General features: G+C 73.3%; 22 protein-coding genes and 1 pseudogene. 13 read left to right on the forward strand and 10 right to left on the reverse strand.

Features of this window, described 5'->3' with window-relative positions:
* Positions 1 to 12 precede the first annotated feature (12 nt).
* Positions 13 to 1,614 carry an apolipoprotein N-acyltransferase gene (lnt, locus tag Q5762_RS03585; protein WP_399494343.1) on the reverse strand — a complete coding sequence of 534 codons (1,602 nt, stop codon included), beginning with the start codon at positions 1,612 to 1,614 and terminating at the stop codon, positions 13 to 15.
* Between the two features lie 517 nt (positions 1,615 to 2,131).
* On the opposite strand from lnt, the gene Q5762_RS03590 reads away from it, so the two are divergent.
* Positions 2,132 to 3,256 carry an O-antigen ligase family protein gene (locus Q5762_RS03590; protein WP_315890432.1) on the forward strand — a complete coding sequence of 375 codons (1,125 nt, stop codon included), beginning with the start codon at positions 2,132 to 2,134 and terminating at the stop codon, positions 3,254 to 3,256.
* Between the two features lie 3 nt (positions 3,257 to 3,259).
* Here the strand turns inward: Q5762_RS03590 and Q5762_RS03595 are convergent, their stop codons facing one another.
* Together Q5762_RS03595 and Q5762_RS03600 are read right to left on the reverse strand one after the other, a co-directional pair.
* Positions 3,260 to 3,835, reverse strand: coding sequence for a hypothetical protein (locus Q5762_RS03595; RefSeq protein WP_315890433.1), 576 nt, complete (start codon positions 3,833 to 3,835; stop codon positions 3,260 to 3,262).
* A gap of 60 nt (positions 3,836 to 3,895) precedes the next feature.
* Positions 3,896 to 4,681: an aspartate/glutamate racemase family protein gene (locus tag Q5762_RS03600; protein WP_315890434.1), complete on the reverse strand. Its 786-nt coding sequence runs from the start codon at positions 4,679 to 4,681 to the stop codon at positions 3,896 to 3,898.
* 58 nt (positions 4,682 to 4,739) lie between these two features.
* On the opposite strand from Q5762_RS03600, the gene Q5762_RS03605 reads away from it, so the two are divergent.
* From Q5762_RS03605 to Q5762_RS03625, 5 genes are all read left to right on the forward strand, one after another.
* Positions 4,740 to 6,146 (forward strand): glycosyltransferase, encoded by a 1,407-nt coding sequence (locus tag Q5762_RS03605; protein ID WP_315890435.1) that lies wholly within the window; start codon positions 4,740 to 4,742, stop codon positions 6,144 to 6,146.
* A 377-nt stretch (positions 6,147 to 6,523) separates the two neighbouring features.
* Positions 6,524 to 6,994, forward strand: coding sequence for a DUF6643 family protein (locus tag Q5762_RS03610; RefSeq protein WP_315890436.1), 471 nt, complete (start codon positions 6,524 to 6,526; stop codon positions 6,992 to 6,994).
* 37 nt (positions 6,995 to 7,031) lie between these two features.
* The gene (locus Q5762_RS03615; protein ID WP_315890437.1) at positions 7,032 to 7,856 is read left to right on the forward strand and encodes an MOSC N-terminal beta barrel domain-containing protein; all 825 of its coding nucleotides are present in this window, start codon (positions 7,032 to 7,034) and stop codon (positions 7,854 to 7,856) included.
* A gap of 154 nt (positions 7,857 to 8,010) precedes the next feature.
* Entirely contained in the window at positions 8,011 to 8,619 is a 609-nt protein-coding gene (locus Q5762_RS03620) for a hypothetical protein (RefSeq protein ID WP_315890438.1), read from the forward strand.
* An 82-nt stretch (positions 8,620 to 8,701) separates the two neighbouring features.
* Positions 8,702 to 11,134: a right-handed parallel beta-helix repeat-containing protein gene (locus Q5762_RS03625; RefSeq protein ID WP_315890439.1), complete on the forward strand. Its 2,433-nt coding sequence runs from the start codon at positions 8,702 to 8,704 to the stop codon at positions 11,132 to 11,134.
* Here the strand turns inward: Q5762_RS03625 and Q5762_RS03630 are convergent.
* Positions 11,104 to 13,572, reverse strand: a complete 2,469-nt coding sequence (locus tag Q5762_RS03630) for a hypothetical protein (protein WP_315890440.1) — start codon at positions 13,570 to 13,572, stop codon at positions 11,104 to 11,106. The genes Q5762_RS03625 and Q5762_RS03630 overlap by 31 nt on opposite strands.
* A 185-nt stretch (positions 13,573 to 13,757) precedes the next feature.
* Between Q5762_RS03630 and Q5762_RS03635 the strand changes: the two genes are divergently transcribed.
* Genes Q5762_RS03635 through Q5762_RS03645 form a run of 3 tightly spaced genes read left to right on the forward strand, consistent with a single transcriptional unit; the run spans position 13,758 to position 15,624 of the window.
* On the forward strand, positions 13,758 to 14,633 hold the full coding sequence (locus Q5762_RS03635) for a DeoR/GlpR family DNA-binding transcription regulator (RefSeq protein ID WP_315890441.1): 876 nt from the start codon (positions 13,758 to 13,760) through the stop codon (positions 14,631 to 14,633).
* On the forward strand, positions 14,630 to 15,067 hold the full coding sequence (locus Q5762_RS03640) for an SRPBCC family protein (protein WP_315890442.1): 438 nt from the start codon (positions 14,630 to 14,632) through the stop codon (positions 15,065 to 15,067). The genes Q5762_RS03635 and Q5762_RS03640 overlap by 4 nt, the downstream gene beginning before the upstream one ends.
* Before the next feature lie 56 nt (positions 15,068 to 15,123).
* A complete protein-coding gene (locus Q5762_RS03645; protein ID WP_315890443.1) occupies positions 15,124 to 15,624 on the forward strand; it encodes an SRPBCC family protein in 501 nt (166 codons plus the stop codon).
* Here Q5762_RS03645 and Q5762_RS03650 read toward each other — a convergent pair.
* Complete coding sequence (locus Q5762_RS03650; RefSeq protein WP_315890444.1) at positions 15,584 to 16,714, reverse strand: PLP-dependent cysteine synthase family protein; 1,131 nt, start codon at positions 16,712 to 16,714, stop codon at positions 15,584 to 15,586. The two genes, Q5762_RS03645 and Q5762_RS03650, sit on opposite strands and share 41 nt — an antisense overlap.
* A gap of 220 nt (positions 16,715 to 16,934) precedes the next feature.
* Here Q5762_RS03650 and Q5762_RS03655 point away from each other — a divergent pair, with 220 nt between their 5' ends.
* Both Q5762_RS03655 and Q5762_RS03660 read left to right on the forward strand, forming a co-directional pair.
* Positions 16,935 to 17,315 carry a hypothetical protein gene (locus Q5762_RS03655; protein WP_315890445.1) on the forward strand — a complete coding sequence of 127 codons (381 nt, stop codon included), beginning with the start codon at positions 16,935 to 16,937 and terminating at the stop codon, positions 17,313 to 17,315.
* Positions 17,316 to 17,546: 231 nt separating this feature from the next.
* A complete protein-coding gene (locus Q5762_RS03660) occupies positions 17,547 to 18,146 on the forward strand; it encodes an ATP-binding protein (protein ID WP_315890446.1) in 600 nt (199 codons plus the stop codon).
* 132 nt (positions 18,147 to 18,278) lie between these two features.
* Here the strand turns inward: Q5762_RS03660 and Q5762_RS03665 are convergent, their stop codons facing one another.
* The 3 genes from Q5762_RS03665 to Q5762_RS03675 are packed head-to-tail and all read right to left on the reverse strand — an operon-like array spanning position 18,279 to position 21,909.
* Complete coding sequence (locus Q5762_RS03665) at positions 18,279 to 20,831, reverse strand: FtsX-like permease family protein (protein ID WP_315890447.1); 2,553 nt, start codon at positions 20,829 to 20,831, stop codon at positions 18,279 to 18,281.
* A complete protein-coding gene (locus tag Q5762_RS03670) occupies positions 20,828 to 21,622 on the reverse strand; it encodes an ABC transporter ATP-binding protein (protein ID WP_315890448.1) in 795 nt (264 codons plus the stop codon). The genes Q5762_RS03665 and Q5762_RS03670 overlap by 4 nt, the downstream gene beginning before the upstream one ends.
* A complete protein-coding gene (locus tag Q5762_RS03675) occupies positions 21,619 to 21,909 on the reverse strand; it encodes an SHOCT domain-containing protein (protein ID WP_315890449.1) in 291 nt (96 codons plus the stop codon). The genes Q5762_RS03670 and Q5762_RS03675 overlap by 4 nt, the downstream gene beginning before the upstream one ends.
* A gap of 223 nt (positions 21,910 to 22,132) precedes the next feature.
* On the opposite strand from Q5762_RS03675, the gene Q5762_RS03680 reads away from it, so the two are divergent.
* Both Q5762_RS03680 and Q5762_RS03685 read left to right on the forward strand, forming a co-directional pair.
* The gene (locus Q5762_RS03680) at positions 22,133 to 22,705 is read left to right on the forward strand and encodes a TetR/AcrR family transcriptional regulator (protein ID WP_399494352.1); all 573 of its coding nucleotides are present in this window, start codon (positions 22,133 to 22,135) and stop codon (positions 22,703 to 22,705) included.
* Between the two features lie 29 nt (positions 22,706 to 22,734).
* Positions 22,735 to 23,326 (forward strand): annotated as a pseudogene (locus Q5762_RS03685) (DUF4865 family protein).
* Here Q5762_RS03685 and Q5762_RS03690 read toward each other — a convergent pair.
* On the reverse strand, positions 23,304 to 24,068 hold the full coding sequence (locus Q5762_RS03690) for a class I SAM-dependent methyltransferase (RefSeq protein WP_315890451.1): 765 nt from the start codon (positions 24,066 to 24,068) through the stop codon (positions 23,304 to 23,306). The pseudogene Q5762_RS03685 and the gene Q5762_RS03690 sit on opposite strands and share 23 nt — an antisense overlap.
* 177 nt (positions 24,069 to 24,245) lie before the next feature.
* Positions 24,246 to 25,472 carry an ROK family protein gene (locus Q5762_RS03695; RefSeq protein ID WP_315890452.1) on the reverse strand — a complete coding sequence of 409 codons (1,227 nt, stop codon included), beginning with the start codon at positions 25,470 to 25,472 and terminating at the stop codon, positions 24,246 to 24,248.
* Between the last annotated feature and the right edge of the window lie 461 nt (positions 25,473 to 25,933).

Raw genomic sequence — 25,933 nt, forward strand, 5'->3', positions numbered from 1 at the left:
CTCCCCGCGCTCTCAGGCCGACCGGCTCCGACGTGCCCGTACGGACCGCAGCACCGACCAGCCGAGCCCTGCCGCCGCGACCGCCACCAGGAGCGCCTCGGGCAGTGTGCCCATGCGCGTGGCCGGGGTCAGCGAGGAGCGCAGCGGCACCTTCTCGACCAGGACGTCCGGCGTGAACATCTTCGTCTGTTCCACGATCCGGCCGTCCGGCGCGATGATCGCGCTGACGCCGCTGGTGACCGGGACGACGACGGAGCGGCTGTGTTCGACCGCCCGCACGCGGGACATCGCGAGCTGCTGGTAGGTCATCTCGCTGCGGCCGAAGGTGGCGTTGTTGCTCGGGACCGTGATCAGTTGCGCGCCGTGGGTGACGGTGTCGCGCACGGCCCAGTCGAAGGCCGCCTCGTAGCAGGTGGCGAGGCCGACCTTGGTGCCGGCGAGGTCGAACACGCCGACCTTGTCGCCCGGCCCGAAGTCCCGGCTGACCCGGTCCACGTTGCTGTTGAAGATCCGTACGAAGGACCGCATCGGGATGTACTCGCCGAAGGGCTGGACGTGCCGCTTGTCGTAGGTGGCGACGGGGCCCTTCTCCGGGTCCCACTCGATGAGGGTGTTGCGCAGCTTGCCGGTCGGCGGGGAGACGACGGCGCCGATCACGGTCGGCGCGCCGATCTTCTGCACGGCCCGGTCGATGGCGTCCGCCGCGTCGGGATTGGCGTACGGGTCGATGTCCGAGGAGTTCTCCGGCCACAGGACGAAGTCGGGCTGCGGCTCCTTCTTCGCCGCGACGGCCTCGGCGAGCTCCTCGGTGCGCGCGACGTGGTTGTCGAGGACCGCCCGCCGCTGGGAGTTGAAGTCGAGTCCGAGGCGCGGAACGTTTCCCTGTACGGCGGCGACGGTCGCCGTGCCGTCCTCGGCGCGGTCGTCGACCAGCGGCAGGGCGGCCACGGCGCCGGTGACCGGTACGAGGACGGTGAGCGCGGCCGCCGCGAGCGGGCCACGGGGGACGGACCCGGTCGCGCGGTAGGCGCGGGCCTGGCGGATCACCTCGTACAGCCCGAAGCCGCAGAGGGCGACGGCGAAGCCGAGCAGCGGCGTTCCGCCGACGGCCGCCAGCGGCAGGAAGACGCTGTCGGCCTGCCCGAAGGCGATCTTGCCCCAGGGGAAGCCGCCGAACGGGACACGCGCGCGTGCCGCCTCGGCGAGGATCCACACCGCCGCGGCGAACACCGGCCAGCCGGGGAGCCGCGAGACGACCGCGATACCCGCGCCGGCGGCCGCGATGAACAGCGCCTCGACGGCGGAGAGGGCGATCCACGGGAACTGTCCGACCTCGGACCCGGTCCAGATCAGCAGCGGCAGCAGGAAACCGAGCCCGGCGAGGTAGCCGAGGCCGAACCCGGCGCGCGCCCGTCGGCCGTACAGCGTCCAGCCGAGCAGCGCGAAGCCCGGCAGCACGAGCCACCACAGCGGGCGGGGCGGGAAGCTCAGGAAGAGCATGGCCCCGGACAGCAAGGCCGCGCCGGGCCGTACCAGGCGTCGCAGCCCGGCCGGACCGGGCTCGGGGGCGGCGGCGGGGCCGGAGGCGTCGACGGGGGTGATGGTGGTGCTCACCTTGCGGAGTCTACGGTGTGGATCTGTGGCCCCGAGCAGGGCGGTGGCAGCGGCTGCGGTCCGCGATCTCCGACGACCTGCGCACCGCCTGCTGATCACTCACGGACGACGATCCCGGCCGTCCGGGCGCGGCGGTCTCGGCCACCCGCGTTCAGCGGTCCCAGCCACCCGAGCAGGGTGTACCCGGACCACCCGCGCACACCCTTCCGGGACCACCGCGCACGCCCCCAGGACCACCCGCGCACGGCCCCCGGCCACTCGCGCACAGCCTTCCCGGACCACCGCGCACGCCCCCGGACCACCCGCGCCCGACTACCCCGGACCACCCGCGCCCGACTACCCCGGACCACCCGCGCCCGGCTGCCCCGGATCGCCTGCGCGCCGCCCCGCCCCAGCACGCGCTCGCCGGCCCCCGTCACCCTTCCTTCACCTCTGCCACAACGTTTCTGCTCATCCGCTCCCCAAATCCCTGCAGCCCCGTTACGGTGTCGGCCAGACGGAGCGGGGGTCGACGGGGATGGCTGCACATGCGGCGCGGGGAGCCGTCGTGCGCGAGCGCGGCAGCCGGGCCGCGGACGTGGCCGGCGTACTGATCCTCGGCGGCTGTGTGCTGTGGTCGCTCGTCACCGCCGCCGGCCGCGAGGCGCGCCCCGAGGGGGTCCTGCTGGCCGTGCTCGCGCTCACCGCCGGGTACGCCTGCGGCCGGATCTCCGGTTCGCTGCTGCCGGTGGCCGCCGCCGTGCTGACCGCGCTCGCCGCCCTCGGCCTCGCGCTGCCCTCCGGGCCCGGGATCCCGGGCGCCACCCCCGTCGGATCCGTACCCACCGGTCCTACGGGAGCGGCGGCCGCGCTGCTCGTGCTCGCCGCCGGGGCGGCCTGCTGCGGGGCGTCGGCGGCCGGTTCGCGGCCCGGACGGCTCGTGCTGCGGGCGCTCGCCCTGGCCGTGGCGGGCGCGGCCCTTGCGCTGGGTTCGGTGGGGGGTTTCGTCGCGGCGACGGGCGTGCTGCTCTGCTCGCTGGCGGCGGTGCGGATGCGGCGCCGGCTCCTCGGTCTCGCGGGGCTCGCCCTGGCGACGGGGCTGGTGGTGGGCGCGTCGTGGGCCGTGGCGGAGGAGCGGCTGCCCGAGGGGCTTGCGGTCTCCCTGGAGGGCCAGCTGACCCGGCACCGCGTGCTGCTCTGGCAGGACGCGGTCGCACTCGCGAAGGAGAACCCCGTGCTCGGGGTCGGTCCCGACCGGTTCGGCGCGCTGAGCCCCACGGCCCGGGAGACGTTCGCGGCGGACGGCAAGTCGCACTCGGCGGCGCTCCAGCAGGCGGCGGAGCAGGGGGTGCCGGGGGTCGTCCTGCTGGGTGCGGCGTACGGCTGGCTGCTCTGGGGCCTGTGGTCCTCGCCGCGCTCTACGGCCGTCGTGCTCACTTCGGGGGCCGCCCTGACGGCGCTGGCCGCCCTGGCGACGGTCGGCAACGCGCTGAGCTTCACCCCGGTGACCGCGTGCGCCGGCCTGCTCGCCGGACTGGCGACGGCACGCACGGGCACGGCCCGGACCGTTGGAGCGGATGGAGCGGATGGAGCGGATCGAGCGGTGATGGACAGCCATCGCCCGTCGGAGACCGACCGAACGGGCCACCTGTCGGGCTCGTGACGCTCAGGCGCCCGTCGACTCCGTCGGGGTGGCCGGGCGGAGGCGGTCGCGGATGACCCGTACGCCGTACTCCGCGTCGTCGACCGTGACCGTGAAAGTACGCCCGTCGTCCAGTCGCAGGAGCAGCGCCTCGCCCCGCCGGACGATGACGGCCTTGCCCTTCTCCGGGCGCCAGCGGTAGCCCCAGCCGCCCCACTCGTGCGGGGTGACCCTCGGGACGTAGTCGGCGCCGACCACGTTCGCGAGGAGGATCCGGCAGCGGGGTACGCCGATGTGGCCGCAGCGGACCTCCATCGCCCGGTCGTCCACCTTCACCTCGACGTGGACGAACGCGAGCGTGCCGAACAGCACCAGCAGCCCCGCCGCCACACAGCCGATCACGGCCATCAGCAGCGGCGCGATGCCGGACGTCCACGGCGACTCGACCGCCAGGGTGATACCGAGGGCCATGCAACCCGCGCCGGCGACCGCGGCGACCCACTGCAGACGGTTGGTGGCGCGGCCCGTCCACACCTTGGGCACCGGGGCGTCCGTGCCCAGGGGGCGGGGATGGCGGGGGTGACGGGAATGGTCCCTCATGCGTGGCAGCCTACTCACGTTCCGCTCGTGCGGCGCCTTGTCGAAGGCGTCCGCGAACCGTCAGTGCGCGGCGGCAGCGGCCCGGAGCAGCCGGCCTTCGGCGTACCCCAGGGCGGCGGCCGGCAGCTCCCCGGTCCGACCGCTGAGGAGGACGGTCAGGCCGCCGGACGGGGTCGCGGCGGGCGCGGGCTCCGCGCCGATGCGGCGCAGTGCCTGAGCTGCGACTGCCCCGGCGGAGCCGTGGAAAACCACCGGCGGAAGGTCGGCGGACTGGACGGCGGCGCGGATCCGGTCGGCGACGAGTTCGTAGTGCGTGCAGCCGAGGACCAGGGCCCGTACATCACGCGGGGTGAGCTCCGCGGCGGCGGCCACGGCTCGCTGCACGGCGTCGGCGTCCGCGTGCTCCACCGCGTCGGCGAGTCCGGGGCAGGGCACCTCGGTGACCTCGGCGCCGTCGGCGAAGTCGCGGATCAGTCCGCGCTGGTACGGGCTGCCGGTGGTGGCCGGGGTCGCCCAGATGGCGACCTTGCCGCCACCCGAGGCGGCGGGCTTGATCGCCGGGACGGTACCGATGACCGGGATACGGGGCTCCAGCGCGGCCCGCAGGGCGGGCAGGGCGTGCACGGTGGCCGTGTTGCAGCCGACGATCAGCGCGTCCGGCTCCAGGGCCGCGGCGGCCCGGGCGACGGCCAGGGCGCGCTCGGTGAGGTCCTCGGGGGTACGCGGACCCCAGGGCATGCCGTCGGGGTCGCTGGACAGGACCAGATCCGCGTCCGGCCGCAGTCGGCGAACCGCGGCTGCTGCCGGGAGCAGGCCGATTCCGGAGTCCATGAGCGCGATCTTCACCCGGTCACCCTAGCCGACCACCCTTGCGTCGCCGCCGATCTGGGGCAGACTGCGGCGAATGAGCGCCATTGCCTGGATCGCACTGGGTTCGCTGGCCGCCTGGGGGTGGCTACTGCTGGGTCAGGGGCTCTTCTGGCGTACCGATCAACGCCTGCCGACCGGCCACGCGCGCGTGGAGCCGGAGACCTGGCCGCGGGTCACCGTCGTCGTACCGGCGCGGGACGAGGCCGAGGTACTGCCGCTGAGCCTGCCGTCGCTGCTCGTGCAGGACTATCCGGGCGAGGCGGAGATCGTGCTCGTCGACGACGGCAGCTCCGACGGCACCGGGAAGCTGGCCGGTGACCTCGCCGCGCGGTACGGGGGGCTGCCGCTGACGGTCACGTCCCCGGGCGAGCCCGAGCCGGGCTGGACGGGCAAGCTGTGGGCGCTCCGCCACGGCATCGCCCTGGCACGCGCGCGTGGCGGCGAACCCGGTCGCCCCGGGGCCGCGCACCACCCGGCATCCCCCGACCGCCCCCTGGGCCCCGACCACCCGGCATCCCCCGACCGCCCCTCGCGCCCCGACCACCCCGCGTCCCCCGACCGCCCCTCGCGCCCCGACCACCCCGCGTCCCCCGACCGCCCCCCGGGCCCCGACCACCCCTCGCCCCCCGACCGCCCCCACACCCCCTCCCCCTCGCTCTCCCCCGAGTTCCTGCTCCTCACGGACGCCGACATCGCGCACGAGCCCGACAGTCTGCGGCTGCTGGTGGCCGCCGCGGTCGGGAACGAGCTCGACCTCGTGTCGCAGATGGCCCGGCTGCGGGTGGCGAGCGGCTGGGAGCGGCTGATCGTGCCCGCCTTCGTCTACTTCTTCGCCCAGCTCTATCCCTTCCGCTGGATCAACCGGCGCCGTCACCCGCGAACGACCGCCGCGGCCGGCGGCTGTGTGCTGCTGCGGACCGAGACGGCCGAACGGGCGGGGGTGCCGGAATCGATCCGGCAGGCGGTGATCGACGACGTGTCGCTCGCCCGGGCGGTACGACGGGCGGGGGGACGGATCTGGCTGGGCCTCGCCGACCGGGTGGACTCCGTCCGCCCGTACCCGCACCTCGGCGACCTGTGGCGGATGGTCTCCCGCAGCGCGTACGCCCAGCTGCGCCACAACCCCCTCGTCCTGGCCGGGACGGTCGCCGGCCTCGCCGTCGTCTATCTCGCTCCGCCGGTGGCCCTCGCGGCCGGCCTGTTCGGCGGGGACGCGGTGGCCGGCTGGGCGGGCGGGCTCGCGTGGGCGGTGATGGCGGGAACGTATCTGCCGATGCTCCGCTACTACCGGCAGTCCCTCCTGCTCGCGCCGACACTCCCCTTCACCGCGCTGCTCTACCTGCTCATGACGGTGGACTCGGCGGTGCAGCACTACCGGGGCCGGGGCGCCGCCTGGAAGGGCCGGACGTACGCCCGTCCGGAGGCGGCGCCGGACCGATGACCCGGAGCGCGTCGACATCCGGCGCGTCGGCGCTTGAACTCCTGCCCAATTCCACCCGCACACGGCGTGCCGGCGCCGGAACATTGACCCCTATAAGCATGAACATGCTCACGCCCGACGTGGCTCCGCATGACGGCTCCAGGTATCAAGATTTCTTTACGTCAACCCGATATCGGACGCGCCACCCAGGCGAGGGAGACCCGCGGGTAACCCCCTCCCCAGCTCGCCTTTTCAAGATCAGCGCCCCTTCGACGCCTCTGAGCACGACCGTTTTTGTCACGTTCGATCGCATTGTGGATCGACGGTCACTCAGAACCCGTCAAACAACCCTCTTATCGGGCTCCCCAACCAGCACATCGTGGGCTTAACTTATGGCCATGACCTCCCCCCGCTCCACCTACGGCGGCGGTTACTACACCGCGCCGTCGTTCCCCGACACCCCGATCTACGACTCCCTGGTCGCGGAGCGGGGCACGCCTCAGATCGCCCCGATCCGAGTGCCTTCCGCGTACGACACCGGCAACAGCTATCTGCCGGCGCTGCCCGCGGCCCTGCCCGCCCTCCCGGCGGGACCCAGTCACACCCCCTCCTACGGCGGCGGCGCCTCGTACGGCTACCCGCAGCCCGCGCAGCAGATGGCCCCCGTGCCGCTGCAGCACGCCCCGGCCCCGTACATCCCGCAGCAGCCCGCCGGACCGCGCGGCTACCCAGGGGTCCAGCACCCGCAGCCGCAGCGTCCGGCGGCCACGGGTTACGAGGCGATGCGCCCGGCCGCGGCCCGGCCCGCCCCGGCGCCCGCGTCGTACCAGGACCCGTACAACCGCCCCTACCAGGGTCAGGGGTACTGACCGACACGAGGCGCGGAGTAATTGGCAGGATGGCGGCATGCAGATTCCTCGCCTGTACTCCGTCCATGTCCACCCGGTCAAGGCGCTGCGCGGACACGCGCCCGCCGAGGCGGAGGTCGAGTCCTGGGGACTGGCCGGCGACCGCCGTTGGACCGTCGTGGACGCGTCGGGCAAGGTCGTGACCCAACGCCGTCATCCGCGGATGGCGTTGGCCTCGGCCGAACCGCTGCCCGGCGGTGGCATCAGACTGTCCGCCGCCGGCCGGCCCGCGCTGTCGGTCGAGGTGCCGCGGCCGTCGTCCACGATGCGGGTGGAGGTCTTCGACACCCCGGTGGAGGCGGTCCCGGCCGGACCGGCGGCCGACGCGTGGTTCAGCGCGTTCCTGGAGACGGAGGCCCGGCTCGTCCACATGGACGACCCGGCGCGCAGGCGTCCGATCGATCCGGCGTACGCGCTGCCGGGCGAGACGGTGAGCTTCGCGGACGGCTATCCGCTCCTGGCCACCTGTACGTCCTCCCTCGACGCCCTCAACGCGCTCATCGCCCAGGGGGATCACGCCGACGAGGGCCCACTGCCGATGAACCGCTTCCGGCCGAACGTGGTCATCGAGGGGACCCTGCCGTGGGCGGAGGACGGCTGGTCCCGGCTGGCCATCGGGGAGGTCATGTTCCGGGTGGCCAGGGCCTGCGGCCGCTGCGTCGTGACCACCACCGACCAACTCACGGCCGCGCGCGGCAAGGAGCCGCTGCGCACCCTCGGCGCGCACCGGCGGCAGGGCAACAAGGTGATCTTCGGCCAGAACCTGGTCCCGGAGCACCGCGGCACCATCCGGGTCGGCGACGAGGTCAAGATCCTCGACTGACGGATGGAGTGACGGACAGCCGGACGGCCCGGCTCCGGGCCGTCCCTCCGGCCACGCACGCGATCGCGTCACACTTCGCGTCCCGACAGGCGGGGAACCCGCCCCCGGGGCAGACTCGTTGGGAGAACCACGGACGACGAGGGGGTGTGGGCCCGTGCGCGCAGCCACCGGAGTCTGGCGCTGGCGGCACAATCCGCTGCGCCGGACCACGGACCTGATCGAGGCGTGGGTCGCCCTCACCGCGGTCGTGCTGCTCGCGCTGGCCGTCCCCGCGGCCGGCTGGATCGCCGGCACCGGGACGGACGCCTCCCTCCAGCACGCGGTCCGCGCCCAGAGCCTCCAGCGGCTGCCCACGACGGCCCGGGTGATCCGGCTCGCCGACGCCCCGGCCCCCGGCCTGCAGAGCCCCGAGTCCGCGGCCGAGCAGCCGTCCCGGCGGGCGGTCGTGGCCCGTTGGCAGGCCCCGGACGGCACGTCCCGTACGGGCACGGTGGCCACCCGCCCCGAGCTCTCCGATCCGGGCGACACCTTCGCGATGTGGACCGACCGCAATGGGCGTCCGGTCCCCCCACCGATGCGGCCCGATACGGCCCACGCGCACGCCGTCGCCGTCGGGCTGCTCGCGGCGACCCTCGCGGCGGTCTTCGTGGAGGCGGCCAGGAGACTCGTCGTACGCCGACTGGTACACGGGCGGTACCGGCGACTCGACCGCGCGTGGGCCAAGGCCGGTCCCGACTGGGGCCGTACGGGCGCGGGCAGCTGACCCGTCAACCCGGTGCCGTCGCGCGCGCTACGGTGGGGCATCGGATCAGCAGCGACGCATGAGGCGGGGGCAGAGCACACCCATGGCACAGGGCACGGTCCAGGTGACGCACACCGGCACATCGCGGTGGCGGCGCCGCACGGGTGAGTACGCCTCCCTCGCCGCGGCTCTGGAGGCCGCCGGGGACGGCGACGTCCTCACCGTCGCCCCCGGCACGTACCGGGAGAACCTCGTCATCCAACGCGCCGTCACCCTGCGCGGCCCCGAAGGCGGGATCGGCTCGGTCCGGATCGCCCCCGTGGACGGCGTACCGCTGACCGTGCGCGCCTCGGCGACCGTCCAGGACCTGCACGTGGAGGGACAGGACTCCGCCGCGCCCGCGCTGCTCGTCGAGGACGGCACCCCCGAGCTGCTCGATCTGCGGATCGTGACGCGGTCGGCGGCCGGCCTGGAGGTGCGTGGCGCGGCCCGTCCCACGGTCCGTCGGATCACCGTCGACAATCCGGCGGGCGTCGGCATCGCCGTACTCGACGGCGCGGGCGGGGTGTTCGAGGAGTGCGAGATCGTCGCGGCCGGTCAGTCCGGGGTTTCGGTGCGCGGGGGCGCGCACCCGCGGCTTGAGCGCTGCCGGGTGCATCATGCCTCCGGCGCGGGGATCTCCGTCACCGGCGAGGGCAGTGGCCTGGAGGGCGTCGGCTGCGAGGTGTACGAGATCAAGGGCGCCGGTCTGCAGATCGCGGCCCGCGCCACCGTCCATCTGACCGACTCCTCCGTCCATCGCACCTCGGCCGACGGGATCACCCTCGACACGGACGCGGTCCTCACCCTCTCCGACTGCGACATCCACGACATCCCCGAGAACGCGGTGGACCTGCGGTCCCGTTCGGTGCTGACGCTCACCCGTTCGACCGTGCGCCGCTTCGGCCGCAACGGTCTGTCGGTGTGGGACCCGGGCACGCGCGTGGACGCCAACCAGTGCGAGATCCACGACAGTACGGGCGACTATCCGGCGGTCTGGATCAGCGACGGGGCGACCGCCGTTCTCGACGCGTGCCGGGTGCACGACGTGCCGGACGCGCTGTTCGTGCTCGACCGGGGCTCGCGCGTGGACGTCGTCGACAGCGATCTGTCGCAGGTGCGGAACACGGCGGTGTCGGTGAGCGACGGGGCGACCGCGCAGCTGGACGACTGCCGGATCCGGGAGGCCTCCACCGGTGCCTGGTTCCGGGACCACGGCAGCGGCGGCACGCTCGGCGGGTGCACGATCGACGCCGTGCAGACCGGGGTGATCGTCACCAAGGGCGCCGACCCGACGATCGAGCGGTGCACGGTCACCTCGCCCGCCGAGGCCGGGTTCTACGTGTCGGCGGAGGGGCGCGGCTCGTTCCACGGCTGCCGGGTGACCGGGAGCGGGGGGTACGGCTTCCATGTGATGGACGGCTGCCGTACCAGCCTGCGCAAGTGCCGTACGGAGCGGTGTGCGCGCGGTGGGTACGAGTTCCCGGAGGACGGTCCGGTCGCGGAGGACTGCACCAGCGACGAGAGCGCGGTCCGGGGCGCCCCGGGCGCCGATCCGGGGACGGTCCTGACGGCGACGGCCGACCGGGGGCAGTCGGCGGGTCTCCTTGGCACGGTTCCCACACCGCGCTCCCCCGTCGCCACCGCGCCCGTGCCGGCGCCTGAGCCCGTGCCGGAGCCCGCCGCACGCCCCTCGGGGGACGTGCTCGGTGAACTGGACGGCCTTGTCGGCCTGGAGAGCGTGAAGCACGAGGTGCGGACGCTCACCAACATGATCGAGGTCGGCCGCAAGCGGCAGGAGGCGGGCCTCAAGGCGGCCTCCGTCCGCCGCCACCTGGTCTTCACCGGCAACCCGGGCACGGGCAAGACGACGGTGGCCCGGCTGTACGGCGAGATCCTCGCCTCGCTCGGCGTCCTGGAGCGCGGCCACTTGGTCGAGGTCTCCCGGGTCGACCTGGTGGGCGAGCACATCGGCTCGACCGCGATCCGTACGCAGGAGGCCTTCGACCGGGCCCGTGGCGGGGTGTTGTTCGTCGACGAGGCGTACGCGCTGTCCCCGGAGGACTCGGGCCGCGACTTCGGGCGTGAGGCGATCGACACGCTGGTGAAGCTGATGGAGGACCACCGGGACGCCGTGGTGGTGATCGTCGCCGGGTACACCCACGAGATGGAACGCTTCCTGACGGTCAACCCCGGTGTGGCGTCGCGTTTCTCACGGACCATCAGCTTCAGCGACTACGTGCCGGACGAGCTGGTGCGGATCGTGGAACAGCAGGCGGACGAGCACGAGTACCGGCTCGCGGACGGCACGGTCGAGGCGCTGGGGAAGTTCTTCACGGAGCTGCCGAAGGGACCGGCGTTCGGCAACGGCCGTACGGCGCGGCAGACGTTCGAGTCGATGGTGGAGCGGCACGCGGGCCGGGTCGCCGTGCTCGCCGACGCGAGCACGGACGACCTGACGCTGCTCTATCCGGAGGACCTGCCCGAACTCCCCTGACCCGTGGGCCTGTCGGCCCCGCCGTCCCTGGGGCGCGGCAGGGCGGGCGGCAACCGGTCGAGGAGTACGGACCGTTCGGCCGCGAACGCCGGGTCGGCCTGGTAGTCGGAATGGCCGAGGATCGGTTCGGGCAGCGGGTGTTCGGGGGTGCGGCCGTAGACGACCGGGTCGAGCAGTGCGGTCCGGTCCACGGCCGGTTTGTCGCCGACGGCGGGCACCCGTACGGGCCCGCCTATCGGGTCGGTGGGCCGGTGGAGGTTGCTCCAGCAGTGCACCGTGCCGTAGAGGGCGCGCAGGGGGCCGGGCCCGAAGTAGGCGGGGAACCAGCGCCCGTAGAGCCGCTCCAGGGGGGATCCGTACGTCAGCAGCGCGACGCGGCCCCGGGTCGCGGGCGGCAGCTGCCAGACGGCGGCCGCGGCGAGCACGCTGCCCTGCGAGTGGCCGGAGATGACGAGCCGGCCGCCGGTGTGCCGGGTCCAGGAGCTCATCCGCCAGGTGAGGTCGGGTACGGCCCGTTCGGCGTAGCAGGGCGGGGCGAAGGGGTGCGCGGCGCGCGGCCAGAACGTGCCGACGTCCCAGAGGATACCGATCGTACGGCGGGCGGACGCGTCCTTGTAGGCGCGGCGGCCCCAGGTGACGAAGAGCAGGAAGCCGAAGCCGATCATCCAGGAGCCGAGCGACTGGGCGGTGGCGGCGACGGACGCGATCGCCGGGTGGGCGCCGTCGAAGGCCCGGCCGGGGACGTTGCCGCTGGCCCAGGCGCCGGCCACGGAGGCGGCGCCGAGCAGCAGGGTGGATCCGGAGATCGTGCCGACGAGCGCGGGGGCGGCGTCGGTGAGGGAGGCCGTGGCGCGGGCGGCGGAGATCCGTCCGGTACGGACCGGATCCGGGTCCTCCGTACGGTAGTCGGCCTCGACGGCGGGTCCGAGGCGGCGGGCGGCGCGGGCGGTCCGTACGACGAGGACGACGGCCGGTCCGAGCAGCATCAGGAGCAGGATCGGGATGACGGACGCCTGCCAGCTGAGCAGCACGGGCGGGGCGATGGCCGAGCCCGCGCCCATGCCGGGCGTCCCGGGCCCGTCCAGCCAGTCGGCGACCCGCTGGGCCACGCCGCCGGACATCACGCCGCCGAGCGCGCAGGCGAGCATCGCGACGGAGGGACCGCCGAGGCCGTGGAGTGCGGTGCGTGGAGCGCGGGCCGGGCGGTGAAGGAGGAGGGCGACGACTCCGAGGGCCACGACGATGCCGCCCTGGGCGAGTGTGAGGACGCCGAAGGTGGCGTCGCCGGGGAGCGTACCGGCGGACGTCCAGCCGGGGCGGGACCAGCCGGCGTGCAGGACGGCGAGGGCGAGGAGGATCAGGGAGGTGCCGGGGAGCCAGGAGACCAGAGCCCGTTCGAGGCGCAGGTCGAGGCGCCTCTCGCTGCGGCCCCGGCGGCACACGACCCAGAGGACGACGACGGCGAGAACGACGTAGGCCGCCTGGAGGGACCGGCCGAGGGCGTCGAGGAGGACGCCCTGGGCATCCCGGTCGTGGCGGGCCGCGGCTCCTGTGACGGCCGCGGCGACGGTCAGGAACCCGGCGGCGGTGTGCGCTGCCCGCAGTCGGGCGACGAGCCGCCGTCCGAACCAGAACCCGGGCCGCCCCAGGGCGGGGCGGACTTCGGTGGCGGTCGGGGAGCCGGGGCTCTCGGGGCTCCCGGGGCGCTCGGCGTCGGCGTCGACCTCGGTGGCGGCCTCCGCGCCGACATCGGGCTTTGTCACGGTGGCGGGGCGGGCGGGCTCGTCGGGCGCGTCCTCGTCGTACCCCGTGGGCGGGCGCTGGGCCTCGTACGCGCTCCACGTCCGGTTGGAGAGGTACCAGAGCAGCCCGACGAGCGCAGCCGGGACAACGGCGGCGAGCGCGAGCCGCCGGCCCGGCTGGGACCACCAGCCGCCGCGCTCCGCCGAGAGGAAGCCGAGCCACGCGCGGTCCTCCGCGCAGACGGCCGAGCCCGCGCACTGCCAGGCCGTCAGGTCGAGCGCGACCTCGCAGGCGGCGGCGGTGAGCAGCACCGTGAGGGTGAGGGCCACGAGCCGCACCAGCGTCCCGTACAGCCGGACGAGCCGCGGGTGTCCCTTGCCCGGCGGGCGCATCCAGTGGGCGAGGTTGGCGACCATGAAGGGCAGGAGCAGCAGCCACAGGGCGCGGGCGCCGTTGCCCGAGGTGAGGTTGGACCAGACGTACGCCTCCGGGACCGGCCGCTCGGCGTAGCGCTCGGGGTGGCCCTCCGCGTCGGCGTCGGCGGCGCGCCGGTGCACGGCGGCGGTCGTGTCGCCGGTGATCCGTACCGTACGGGGGTCGCCCAGCATGTCCTGGGGGGTGGCTCCGCCGACGCCGTGGACGAGGAGTTCGAGCGCCGCGCCGCCGCTCTTGGGGGCGCGAGAGGCAGGGGGCACGTCGGTGCCTCACTCTCTGGGTGGGAGGATTCGACAGCAGGCGATCAGGATCAGGACCAGGCAAGCAGGATCAGGCAATTCAGGATCGGGCAATCAGGATCGCGGAAACCCGGGGGCCGGTGCAGGGGCTCTCACGGAATCCGCCCTCCATCCCCCAGTTCCCTTCGGAAGGATCGGCCCCGGTGGTGAGCGACCATCAGAATCTCCTCGCGGAGCAGCGGCGCGCCCTCATTCTGGACGAGGTACGACGGCGTGGCGGTGTACGGGTCAACGAGCTGACGCGGCGGCTCAACGTCTCGGACATGACGATCCGCCGGGACCTGGACGCGCTGGCGCGCCAGGGTGCCGTCGAGAAGGTGCACGGCGGCGCGGTGCCGGTGGGCGGGACGAGTGCGCACGAGCCGGGCTTCGAGGCCAAGTCCGCGCTGGAACTGGGTGCGAAGGACGAGATCGCCCGGACGGCGGCGCGGATGGTGGCGCCGGGGTCGGCGATCGCGCTGTCGGGCGGTACGACCACGTTCGCGCTGGCCGGGTATCTTCTGGACGTACCGGATCTGACGGTGGTGACGAACTCGGTCCGGGTGGCCGATGTCTTCCACACCGCCCAGGGGGCCGGTACGGCGGCAGGCACGTCGGGTCGGGCGCCCGCGGCCGGCACGGCGGGCCGGCCGACGGGCGAGGCGCGGCCGGGCGCGGCCACGGTGGTGCTGACGGGCGGGGTGCGGACGCCGTCGGACGCGCTGGTGGGGCCGGTGGCCGATCAGGCGATCGGTTCGCTCCACTTCGACGTGCTGTTCCTGGGGGTGCACGGGATCTCTGTGGAGGCCGGGCTCTCGACGCCGAACCTGGCGGAGGCGGAGACGAACCGGCGGCTGATGCGCTCGGCCCGCCGGGTGGTGGTGGTCGCCGACCACACCAAGTGGGGGACGGTGGGGCTGAGTTCGTTCGCGCGGCTCGAAGAGGTGGACACCTTGGTGACGGACGCGGGCCTGTCCCCGGAGACCCGGGCGGAGCTGGCGGACCACCTGCCGGGCCTGGTGGTGGCGGGCGAGGAGGAGTGAGCCTCTTCCGCGTCGAGCGCCGCTCCGGGCTGCCGGCCGAGGAAGTGTGGCGGCGGCTCACCGACTTCCGCGCGCACGGCCGCCTGGTCCCGCTCACCCGGACCCGGCTGCTCACGCCCGGGCCCACGCGGACGGGGACCCGGTTCGTGGCCCGGACCGGGATCGGGCGGTTCGCCTTCGACGACCTCATGGAGGTGGTGGTCTGGGAGCCGCCCGCGCCCGGGCGGCCGGGGCGCTGCCGGCTGGAGAAGCGCGGGCGGGTGGTGCTCGGCCACGCGGTGATCGAGGTGTACGAGCTTCGGGACGGCGGCGCCCGCGCGGTGTGGGTGGAGGAGCTGCGGCTACGCGGCGTGCCCGGTGTCTTCGATCCCGTACTGGCCCTGGCGGGACGGAGGTTGTTCGGCCGGGCGATGGAAGGACTGCTGGGCATCTGACTGTACGTCAGCTAGGGTGGGCGGTCCTCAGCTCCACACCTCGGGAGGACCGTTCCATGGCTCGCCGACTCAGGCTCGTGGAGCTCGACTTCGCCGCGTCCGCGCCCGTACGGCTGGTGTTCACGGCCGAGTTGGCTGCGCCGCCGTCCGCCGTGTTCCGGTCCATCGCGGTGGAACTGGGCTCCATGCCCTCCTGGTTCACCGCGGTCACCTCCGCGGCGCCGACCGGTGACGGCGCGGGGCGCACGGTCCGGCTGCGTGGTGGGGTCGTGTTCCAGGAGACGATCCTCGCCCACGACCCCGACACCCGCTACGCGTACCGCATCGACGAGACCAACGCGCCGGGGATCGGCGCCATGGTCGAGGACTGGACCCTCTCCCCCGCCGGGTCGGGGACGCGGGTCCGCTGGACGATGGCGGTCGACGGCGCCGCGCCATGCCTGCTCGCGATGCGGCTGGCCCGGCCGGGGGTGGGCAAGTCCTTCCGTGACGCGATGCGCCGGCTGGACCGGCGGCTCACTCCGGCCAGACACCCGTCGCCAGGAACCGGTCGATAGCGGCCGCGTACGGCGTGATGTCGAGGCCCTGTTCGGCCAGCCAGGCGTCGGAGTAGTACTTGTCGAGGTAGCGGTCGCCAGGGTCGCAGAGCAGGGTCACGACGCTGCCGGTGCGGCCCTGTTCGACCATCTCGGCGACGATCTTCAGGGCGCTCCACAGCCCCGTCCCGGTGGAGCCGCCCGCCTTGCGGCCGATCGCCCCTTCCAGGGCGCGGACGGCGGCCACGCTCGCAGCGTCCGGGACCTTCATCATCCGGTCGATGGCGCCGGGCACGAAGCTGGGCTCCATCCGGGGGCGGCCGATGCCCTCGATGCGCGAGCCGCAGTCTGCGGTCGCGTTCGGGTCGTTGTGCGTCCAGCCGTCGAAGAAGCAGGAGTTCTCGGGGTCGGCGACGCAGATCCGGGTGTCGTGCTGCATGTAGTGGACGTAGCGGGCGATCGTCGCGGACGTGCCGCCGGTACCGGCGGTGGCGACGATCCACGTGGGCTCGGGGTACCGCTCCAACTTGAGCTGCTGGTACATCGATTCGGCGATGTTGTTGTTGCCCCGCCAGTCGGTGGCCCGCTCGGCGTAGGTGAACTGGTCCATGTAGTGCCCGCCGGTGCGCTCGGCGAGCGCCGCCGACTCCTCGTACAGCGTGCGGGAGTCGTCCACGAAGTGGCACTGACCGCCGTGGAACTCGATCAGCCGGCACTTCTCGGCGCTCGTGGTCCGCGGCATCACCGCGATGAACGGCACGCCGATCAGCTTGGCGAAGTACGCCTCGGAGACGGCGGTCGAACCGCTGGAGGCCTCGATCACCGGTTTGCCCGGCCGGATCCAGCCGTTGCACAGGCCGTAGAGGAAGAGGGAGCGGGCGAGGCGGTGCTTCAGGCTGCCGGTGGGGTGGGTCGACTCGTCCTTGAGGTAGAGGTCGATCCCCCAGGACTCGGGGAGCGGGAAGCGCAGCAGATGGGTGTCGGCCGAGCGGTTGGCGTCGGCCTGCACCTTGCGGACGGCCTCCTTCAGCCAGCTGCGGTACGCCGGGTCGCTGTGGTCGACGTCGACGGTCGCGACCGCGGCTCGCGCCGTGTTCTCGGTGGTGCTCATACGTCCTTCTCCTCGTCCGGCCCAGCAGGTCCCCCACTGGTCCCTCAATGCCGACGATAACTCGCTCACCTGCACAAACGTTCGCTTTGGGGGTCCATAGGAGTCCCTTGGGACTCCTTCGTGCGGGCCTGCGCGGCCGATGGCGGCGGGGGCCTCTGGTGCGGTCGCGGCCCGCCCGGCACACTGGACGGAGCAACCGGTGCGAAGGGGGCGGAGCGAGATGGCGGAGTCCGAGGCAGTACGGCCCGGGGCGGCGGAGCCCGGGGAGGAGCCGCAGTTCACGGCCACGGGTGTACGGATCGAACGCTGGCCGCGGTCGTTGACGCGGGCGGGCGAGGTCCGGATCGAGGACGGCCGGCTGTCGCTGCTCACCAGTTACGGCCGGGAGATCGACAGCGCCCCCGTGGGCGCGGTCCGGGCCGGACGGCCCTGGTTCGCGAAGCCGGACGAGACGGTCGCGACGGTGAACGGGACGCGGTACCGGCTGACCATGGACGGGCCCGCGCGCGGCCCGAAGGACCGGGCCTCGGGGCCGGGAGGCTTCCTCGAAGCCCTGAAGCGGGCCACGAAGGGCCGAAACCAGGGCACGTCGCACCGATGAGACACGCGGAACGCGTGCGACGCATGTGATGTATGTGTGACACATGTGACGCCGGTGACCTGCGACGGGTCGCCGCGAGTTGCGGGTCCGTCACCATTGGTTCAGGCTGGAACCACCTCACCGAGGGTTTACCGGCGGTGACGCTGTGATCCAGCCCGCCGCCCTGCTGTACCGCATGACAGATCCGAATCTTCGTCTTCTTCCGGACCTCAACTTCGGGGAGTCGCAGCCGTGATCAGCGAGCCAAGCAGGCACTGCACGGTGGAGCTCCAGGCCCTGCCGTCGCGGATCGGTCAGGTCCGCAGAATCGTATCGGCGCATCTGCGCTACTGGCATCTCGATGCCTTGATCGACCATGCGGCGCTCGGTGTCACCGAGCTGCTGACCAATGTTCACCGGCACGCACAGCCGGACAAGATGTGCACCGTCGAGATCGAGCTGCTGCTCGATCGCCTCACCGTCTCGGTCCACGACCATGACCCGCGGATACCGGACATCGACGGGTGGGCCGGGTCGAGGAACCTCGACGCCATCGACGAGTTCGCCACCTCGGGCCGCGGTCTGGCCATCATCGAGGCCGTCAGCGAGAGCTGGGGCATCCGCCCGCACGACGCCGGGAAGGTCATCTGGTTCACCCTGCCGGCGCCCACGCCCGCGGTGGCCGTCCCGTCGCGCGCGCACGCCGTGTACGGCGCGACCACGGACGGCCCCTTCGCCGGCAACACCCGCTTCAACGGCGCGCACGGCACGAGCCTTGAGGGCGTCCCCTTCGGCACCCCCAAGGAGCCGACCCACGCCCCGGCGGTCGCCCGCTCGGTCCTGGCGGGCTGAGCGGACGCCGGCGGGGTCGGCGCCTCTACGCGCCCGTTCGCGCGCATCGGATACCGGATCCATCAGATTGGATCCAATAGATCGGATCCAATATCCGGGATCCGATCTATGGACGTCATCCTGCACCGCGCGTCACTCCGTGGCGATCGCCCGTAGGACGTCCAGGCGGGCCGCCCTCCTTGCCGGGCGCCAGGCCGCCACCGCGCCCGCCGCGAGGCCGACCAGGGCGACGACCGTGAGCTGGAGCGGCGGGACGGTGAAGGCGAACGCGCTGTCGCTCGCGCCGTCGGACGCCTTGACCAGGACCCAGCCGAGGAAGCCGCCGAGCGCGAGACCGCCGACCGTGCCGAAGGCCGCGACCAGGACGGACTCCCATCGGACCATGGCCTTCGACTGCGCCCGGGTCTGTCCGACCGCGCGCAGCAGGCCGAGTTCGCGGGTGCGCTCGTGGACCGCCAGGGTCAGCGTGTTGGCGATCCCGAGCAGCGCGATCAGGACGGCCAGCGCCAGCAGCGCGTAGACGAGCGTGAGCATCGTGTCGATGCCGCCCGCCGAGGACTCGGCGTACTCGTCGCGCGTCTGCACGTCCGGGTTGCCGTATGCCGCCGTGACGTCCTCCACCGCCGCCTTGCCCGCGTCCGCGGGGACGCCGTCCGCGAAGCTCACGGCGACGAGCCGGTCGGAGTCCTGGGCTTGGTGCGGGGCCCAGGCCTCGCGGGTGACGACGTAGTCCCCGGCCAGTTCGGACTGTTCGTAGACGGCCTTGACGGTGAAGGTGTGCCGGCTGCCGTCGGTGAAAGCGAGTTCGGTCGTGCTGCCGGGCTTGAGGCCCGACTTGTCCGCCTCCGTGTCGGCGACGGCGATGCCGTCGGTGCCGAGACCCGCCAGCCAGCCCTGGACGGCGCCGAGGTCGAAGGACCTGGCGAGTGCCGCCGGGTCGGTGACGGTCAGGGCCCGTCCCTCGCCGTCGATCTCCGCCACACCCTGGCCGAGGCCGACGGCCGTCTCCACCTCGGGCAGTTCGGCGAGCGCCGGGGCGAGCCGCGGGCTGAGCCCGCTGCCTCCGGCGCCGAACGCCGGCGTACTGACGGCCACGTCACCGGCGAACGACCGCGCGACCGTCTGGTCCATGGTCGCCTTCAGCGAGGCGCCGAAGACCGTGAAGAGCGAGACGACGGCGACGCCGATCATCAGCGCGGTGGCGGTCGCCGCGGTCCGCTTCGGGCTGCGCAGGGCGTTGCGCCGGGCGAGCCCCCGGTTGGCGCCGCGCAGCGGTCCGCCGAGGACCCGTACGGCGTACGAGGAGGCCACCGGGCCGAGTACGACGAAGGCGGCGAGAGCGAGCACCGCCCCTGCGGAGGCGAGCCACAGCGACGGCGTCGCGAGGACTCCGGTGAGCACCACGGCCACGGCGGCGAGCAGCAGCCCGATGCCGATGAAGGCCCGGCTGCGCGAGGCACCCGAGTCGTCCACGGCGGTCTCGCGCAGCGCGGCGAGCGGCGCGGTCCGGCCCGCCTTCACGGCGGGCAGCAGGGCCGAGCCGACGCAGACCAGCAGGCCGACGGCGAAGGGCAGCGCCATCGACAGGCCGCTGATCACCAGTTCCCCTTCGGGGAAGGGGAAGCCGATCGCCGGGAAGAGCGCCTGCAGCCCGGCCGCCACGCCGATGCCGCCGAGCAGCCCGGCCGCCGAGGCGACCAGACCGACGGCCACCGACTCGACGAGCGTCGAGCCGACGATCTGGCGCCGGGAGGCGCCCAGCGCGCGCAGGAGGGCGTTCTCGCGGGTCCGCTGGGCGACCACGATGGCGAAGGTGTTGTGGATGGAGAAGACGGAGACGAGCAGCGCGACCCCGCTGAACACCAGCAGGAAGGTGGTGAAGAGGGTCAGGAACTGCCCGGAGATCATGTCGGTGTTCTCCTGCGCCGACTGCTCGCCGGTGATCGCCTCGACACCTTCGGGGAGTACGGGGGTGAGTGCGGCGACGACTTCCTGCTGCGAGGTGCCCGGGCCGGCCCTGACGAGGATGCCCGCCGCGTCGCCCGGCTTCGGGGTCAGGTACTTCTCGGCGTCGGCGCGGGTCATCCCGGTGTAGGTGACCTGGGCCATGCCGCCCTCGCCGCCGAAGGTGGCGAGGCCCACGACGGTGACCTTCACCGGGTCGGGGGTGCGCAGCACGGTGGTGTCGCCGAGCGCCAGGTCGCCCGTTTCCGCGGCGCCCCGGTTGACGACGACCTCACCGGACCGCTCGGGCGCGCGGCCTTCCGCGAGGGCGTACGGATTGAGTGCGGTGTCCTGGATCCAATATCCAGCGAGGGTGGGCGGGCCCTGGCCGCCGATGGGCTCACCGTCGGCGCCGATGAGCTGGCCCGCGCCCTCGATCCGGGGCACAGCCGCGGCGACGCCGGGCACCTGGGCGATGTCGTCGGCGAGGGAGGCCGCGACGCTGCTGCGAGTGCCCTGGCTCTCCCCCTCGACGGTGACCACGCTCGTACTGCGGACGACGGCGTCCGTGCCGCTGGTGGCGTTGCCGAAGAGCGAGTCGAAGCTCGCGCGCAGGGTGTCACCCATGACGAGGGTGCCGGTCAGGAAGGCGACCCCGAGCAGGATCGCGGTGAGCGTGCCGACGAAGCGCCGCTTGTGGGCGCGCAGGCCGGAGAGGCTGAGCTTCAGGGAGGCGTTCATGACGGCACCCCTGGGCCAGAAGCGGGCGTCCTGCCGTCGAAGGCCTTCATACGGTCGAGGACGCGTTCGGCGGTCGGCCCCGCCATGCGGTCGACGAGCCGCCCGTCGGCGAGAAAGACCACCTCGTCGGCGTGGGCGGCGGCGACCGGGTCGTGGGTGACCATCACGACCGTACGGCCGGTCTGCCGGACGGTACGGCCGAGCAGCCGCAGCACCTCCTCGCCCGAGCGCGAGTCGAGGTTGCCGGTCGGTTCGTCGGCGAAGACGACGTCGGGGGTGCCGGCGAAGGCCCGGGCCACGGCGACGCGCTGCTGCTGGCCCCCGGAGAGCTGGCTCGGCCGGTGGTGGAGCCGGTCGCGGAGGCCGACGGTGTCGACGAGGGCGTCCAGCCAGGCCCGGTCGGGGGTGGTTCCGGCGAGGTCGAGGGGGAGGGTGATGTTCTCGGCGACGGTGAGAGTGGGCAGCAGGTTGTACGCCTGGAAGACGAACCCGATCCGCTCGCGCCGCAGCAGCGTGAGCCGCCGGTCGTCGAGCGTGGAGAGGTCGGTGTCGCCGATGATCGCGGACCCGGACGTGAGGGTGTCGAGGCCGGCGGCGCAGTGCATGAGGGTGGACTTGCCGGAGCCCGAGGGGCCCATGATCGCGGTGAAGCGGCCGACCGGGAAGTCGACGCTCACCCCGTCGAGGGCCCTGACCTGGGTGTCTCCGCCGCCGTAGACCTTGACCGCGTCCACGACCCGGGCGGCGGTACGGGCCGTACGTGGGACGGTGTCGGGGGCGGTGCGCGTCATGCCGCACGCCCCTTGGGTCCGGCGGTCCGGCCGAACTGCTCCTCCAGGACCGTCAGCCGACGCCAGTACTCGTCCTCGTCGATCTCGCCGGCCGCGAACCGGTGGCCGAGGAGCGCGATCGGGGACTGCTCGTCGTAGGCGGGGCGGGGACCGGGGCCGCGCCTGCCGCCCGGGCCGCGCCATCCGGTACGGCGCAGCACGGTGATCACGGTGACGATCACGGCCGCCCAGATGAGCGGGAAGAACAGGACCCAGGCGCCGGGCCCGGAGTGGGCGAGTGTGTTCATGGCTCTCAGCTCCTCGTACGCGGTTCGTGTGTGTCGCGTGTGTCGATGCTTCGAGACTCGCTCGTGGAGGGGGTCCGGGTCGTCGTACGGCCAGCGGCTTCGCGTGTACGCCGTGGGGAGTACGGCGGCCCGCGAGGGCTACATCGGATATCAGATATTGGATATCGGGTATCGGATATTGGATCCACCAGCCTCTGTACCTACTAGTATGTACACTTCCCCCATGACGACCTCCGAGCGACTGATCGAGGCGACCCGGGAGCTGCTCTGGGAGCGCGGCTACGTGGGGACGAGCCCCAAGGCGATCCAGCAGGCCGCCGGGGCCGGGCAGGGCAGCATGTATCACCACTTCGCCGGGAAGCCGGATCTGGCGCTGGCCGCGATCCGGCGGACTGCCGAGGAGATGCGGGCAACGGCCGAGGCGGTCCTCAGTGGTGAGGGATCCGCGCACGCGCGCGTGGAGGCGTATCTGCTGCGCGAGCGCGAGGTGTTGCGCGGCTGTCCGGTCGGACGGCTGACGATGGACCCGGACGTCATGGCGAGCGAGGAGCTGCGCGCGCCGGTCGACGAGACCCTCGAATGGCTGCGTGGCCGACTCGCCGGGGTCCTCCAGGAGGGTCTGGACAGCGGCGAGTTGGCGGGTCCGACGGATCCGGCCGAACTGGCGGCCACGATCGTGGCGACCGTACAGGGTGGCTACGTCCTGGCCCGCGCCTCCGGCTCCCCTGCCGCTTTCGACACCGCCGTCCGCGGCCTGCTCGGCCTGCTGGCCCACCTGTCGACCCGTACCGCCTGAGCATCCGGACCAGAAGCGGAGACCGCCCGATGTACGCCATGCAGTACGAGATCACTCTCCCCGCCGATTACCACATGGGAATCATCCGCGAGCGGGTCGCGACCAGGGGACATCTGCTCGACGACTTCCCCGGGCTCGGCCTCAAGGCGTACCTGATGCGGGAGCGCGCGGACGGATCGCCGGTGAACCAGTACGCGCCGTTCTACCTCTGGAACACCCCGGAAGGCATGAACTCCTTCCTCTGGGGCCCCGGCTTCCAGGGGATCGTGAACGACTTCGGCCGGCCGGTGGTGCAGCACTGGACGGGTCTGGCGTACGAGGAGGGTCCGGCGGCCGCCGCCCCGCCCCCGGACCGCGACCCGACGGACGTCCCCGGTATCGGGGGACATCGCGCCGGGTCACGTGGTGGCGGAGGCGGTCACGGCGCACGGGCACGACTCCCGGCGCGCCGGCGTGGTCGCGAGCGCGCTCGCGATCGATCCCCGGCACTGGGAGCTGCTGTCCTTCACCCTCTGGGCGGAGGGCGCCGTGATCCCCGAGGAAGCGGGCGACCGCTACCAGGTCCTTCATCTGTCCGTGCCGGAGCGGGACTTGCTGGTCAGCCGACGGGGACGAGGGTGAGATAGGCAATGCCGAGGACGTTGCGGTAGCCGTTCAGCCAGGTCGAGCGCTGGCGGTCGACGCGCTCGCGGGTCTCGCCGGCGAGCGGGTGGTCGGGGTGGGCGGCGAGCCAGAGTTCGGTGTCGTGACGGTAACCGGACTCGAACTCCTCCCACTCCTCCCGGCTTCCCGTCTCGATCAGCGCGGGCCGGAAGCCCGCCTCGATCGCCAGGTCCACGAGCGCGCCGAGGCGCAGGTGGTCCCCGATGTTCGCGCCGGGCCACATCCCGGCGAGTTCCTCGTCCGTCGGGGTGCGCTCCCAGAAGCCCTCGCCGAGGACGACCCGGCCGCCGGGCCGGACCAGGCGCCGCAACTCCCGCAGGGCGGCGGCCGGATCGTGGGGCTGCTCGGGGTCGCAGAGGGCCTGGCTGGAGCCGAGGCAGAGGATGGCGTCGACCGGGCCACGGGTGGTGCCGAGCGCCGACTCCTCCACGAACTCGACCCGTTCGGCCAGCCCGCGTTCCTTGGCGAGGACCCGGCCCCTGGCCAGGTCCTCGGCGTTGATGTCGAGGCCGACACCGGTCGCCCCGGGTGCGGCGTCGAGCACGCGGAGCAGCAACTCGCCCCAGCCGCAGCCGATGTCGAGCACGGTGGCGGGCGAGGTCTCGGCGATCCGCCGGATCATGCGGGTGGCACGAGCCTCGGAGAGCGGCCCGTGGAAGGTCAGGCTGCCGAGGCGTGGGGGAAGATCGAAATCGGTCATGAGGAGGAACGTTAGTTCGCCTACGGCCGCCGCGCCGATCCATTTCTGGATCCAATGCGGATTGGATCCAGATGGGACTGCAGATTGGATACCGGAGTTCGGAGACTGAATATTGGATTTTGGATTTTGGATGTTGGATGTTGGATGTTGGATCCAATGACCGATCCAGGTGGCTGGTCAGGCCGCCGGGCGCCCCAGCGCGGCCAGCGGGTCGTCCAGTACCGGCTGCCAGGCCAACTCCGCCGCGCCCACCAGGCTGTTGTGGTCGAGCGTGCAGGCGAGGATCGGTACTCCGCCGCTGCGTCCCCACAGGCTGCGGTCGGCGACGACGGCGCGGAGGCGTTCGGGGTCGGCGTCGAGGAGTTCGCGGTGGAGGCCGCCGAGGATGATCCGGTCCGGGTTGAGGATGTTCACCAGGCCCGCGAGGCCGAGGCCCAGACGGTCGATCAGTTCCTCGGTCGCGGCCCGCACCCCCGGGTCGCGGCGGCTGTTGCGGAGCAGGTCGCGGGCCTGCTGGAGCAGCGACACCTCCGGGCCCGGGTCGCGGCCCGCCACGGTGAGGAAGGCGAGCGGGTCGGTCTCGACGTCGAGGCAGCCGCGGCTGCCGCAGTGGCAGGGGCGCCCCTCGGGGTTGACCGTGAGGTGCCCGACCTCCAGGGCGAGGCCCGAACTGCCGGTGTGCAGACGCCCGTCGAGGACGAGGGCGCCGCCGACGCCCCGGTGACCGGTGGCCACGCACAGCAGGTCCTTGGCGCCGCGTCCGGCGCCGTGGCGGTGTTCGGCGAGGGCGGCGAGGTTGACGTCGTTGCCGGTGAAGGCGGGGCCCTCGATACCGGCCGCGCGGATGCGTTCGGCGAAAATCTCCCGTACCGGCGCGCCGGCCGGCCAGGCCAGGTGGAGCGGGTTGAGGGCGGTGCCCTCGGGTTCGGCGACCGCCGACGGGGCGGCGAGACCGGCCCCGACGCAGCGGCGCCCGCTCTCGTGGAGCAGGGCGGCGCCGGCGTCCACGACGGCACCGAGGACCTGGGCGGGGTCGGCGGAGACGGTGACGCAGCCGGGCGCGGTGGCGACGATCGTGCCGCCGAGGCCGACGAGCGCGGCGCGGAAGCCGTCGGAGTGGACCTGGGCGGCCAGGGCGACCGGACCCTTCTCGTCGACGGCGAGGCGGTGCGAGGGGCGGCCCTGGGATCCGGCGGCGGCGCCGGGGTTGGAGTCGACTCGGATCAGGCCGAGCGCCTCCAGTTCGGCGGCGACGGCGCCGGCGGTGGCGCGGGTGACGCCCAGTTCGGCGGTGAGTACGGCACGGGTCGGCGCGCGGCCCGTGTGCACCAGTTCCAGCGCGGGCCCGAGCGCGCCGCGCCCTCTGTCCAGCCGAGTCTTGGTCGTGGTCGCCTTGCCGTTCATGGCTGCGAGTCTCCCATGATCGGGCGGCGACCCGGATTTCGCGGTCCGAGTACGGGTAGTGGCGCGGCGAAAACGGGGGCGCTACGGAAGGCACTACGGGGGCGGACGCAGGCGTAACGGGAGGTGCCGTGACGCGCTCCGGCGCGTCGGCCGGTTACGGGAGCGGCGTGACGCGCTCCGGGACGTAGGCCCCGTTACGGGCTCCCCTGGCGCAGGACGGTTCCTGGACGTACGCCCGGGAGGCGGGCATCCGCCTGAAAGACCCCGCAGCCATTACGCCTCTCCTGTCCCGCCCGTCCGCTGAGCGCCAGGATCCGCGCGGCCACGGCCGTCGCCATGTTGGTGATCTGCGCCGCATACGGGAGGCGGCGCACGCCGACGCGACGGCGCTGCACGCGGCCCTCCAGGAGATGCCAGGCATCGGTCCGGTGGGCGCGGACGTCTTCCTCCGCGCGGCCCAC

It is taken from the genome of Streptomyces sp. P9(2023) (genome assembly GCF_032436795.1).
GTDB lineage: Bacteria > Actinomycetota > Actinomycetes > Streptomycetales > Streptomycetaceae > Streptomyces.

What these genes read in the sequence shown, in the direction of transcription:
- Q5762_RS03590 (WP_315890432.1), top strand. Translation starts at nt 2,132, where the DNA reads ATGGCTGCACATGCGGCGCGGGGAGCCGTCGTGCGCGAGCGCGGCAGC.
- Q5762_RS03595 (WP_315890433.1), bottom strand. Translation starts at nt 3,835, where the DNA reads ATGAGGGACCATTCCCGTCACCCCCGCCATCCCCGCCCCCTGGGCACG.
- Q5762_RS03605 (WP_315890435.1), top strand. Translation starts at nt 4,740, where the DNA reads ATGAGCGCCATTGCCTGGATCGCACTGGGTTCGCTGGCCGCCTGGGGG.
- Q5762_RS03610 (WP_315890436.1), top strand. Translation starts at nt 6,524, where the DNA reads ATGACCTCCCCCCGCTCCACCTACGGCGGCGGTTACTACACCGCGCCG.
- Q5762_RS03615 (WP_315890437.1), top strand. Translation starts at nt 7,032, where the DNA reads ATGCAGATTCCTCGCCTGTACTCCGTCCATGTCCACCCGGTCAAGGCG.
- Q5762_RS03625 (WP_315890439.1), top strand. Translation starts at nt 8,702, where the DNA reads ATGGCACAGGGCACGGTCCAGGTGACGCACACCGGCACATCGCGGTGG.
- Q5762_RS03645 (WP_315890443.1), top strand. Translation starts at nt 15,124, where the DNA reads ATGGCTCGCCGACTCAGGCTCGTGGAGCTCGACTTCGCCGCGTCCGCG.
- Q5762_RS03650 (WP_315890444.1), bottom strand. Translation starts at nt 16,714, where the DNA reads ATGAGCACCACCGAGAACACGGCGCGAGCCGCGGTCGCGACCGTCGAC.
- Q5762_RS03655 (WP_315890445.1), top strand. Translation starts at nt 16,935, where the DNA reads ATGGCGGAGTCCGAGGCAGTACGGCCCGGGGCGGCGGAGCCCGGGGAG.
- Q5762_RS03665 (WP_315890447.1), bottom strand. Translation starts at nt 20,831, where the DNA reads ATGAACGCCTCCCTGAAGCTCAGCCTCTCCGGCCTGCGCGCCCACAAG.
- Q5762_RS03670 (WP_315890448.1), bottom strand. Translation starts at nt 21,622, where the DNA reads ATGACGCGCACCGCCCCCGACACCGTCCCACGTACGGCCCGTACCGCC.
- Q5762_RS03675 (WP_315890449.1), bottom strand. Translation starts at nt 21,909, where the DNA reads ATGAACACACTCGCCCACTCCGGGCCCGGCGCCTGGGTCCTGTTCTTC.
- Q5762_RS03680 (WP_399494352.1), top strand. Translation starts at nt 22,133, where the DNA reads ATGACGACCTCCGAGCGACTGATCGAGGCGACCCGGGAGCTGCTCTGG.
- Q5762_RS03690 (WP_315890451.1), bottom strand. Translation starts at nt 24,068, where the DNA reads ATGACCGATTTCGATCTTCCCCCACGCCTCGGCAGCCTGACCTTCCAC.
- Q5762_RS03695 (WP_315890452.1), bottom strand. Translation starts at nt 25,472, where the DNA reads ATGAACGGCAAGGCGACCACGACCAAGACTCGGCTGGACAGAGGGCGC.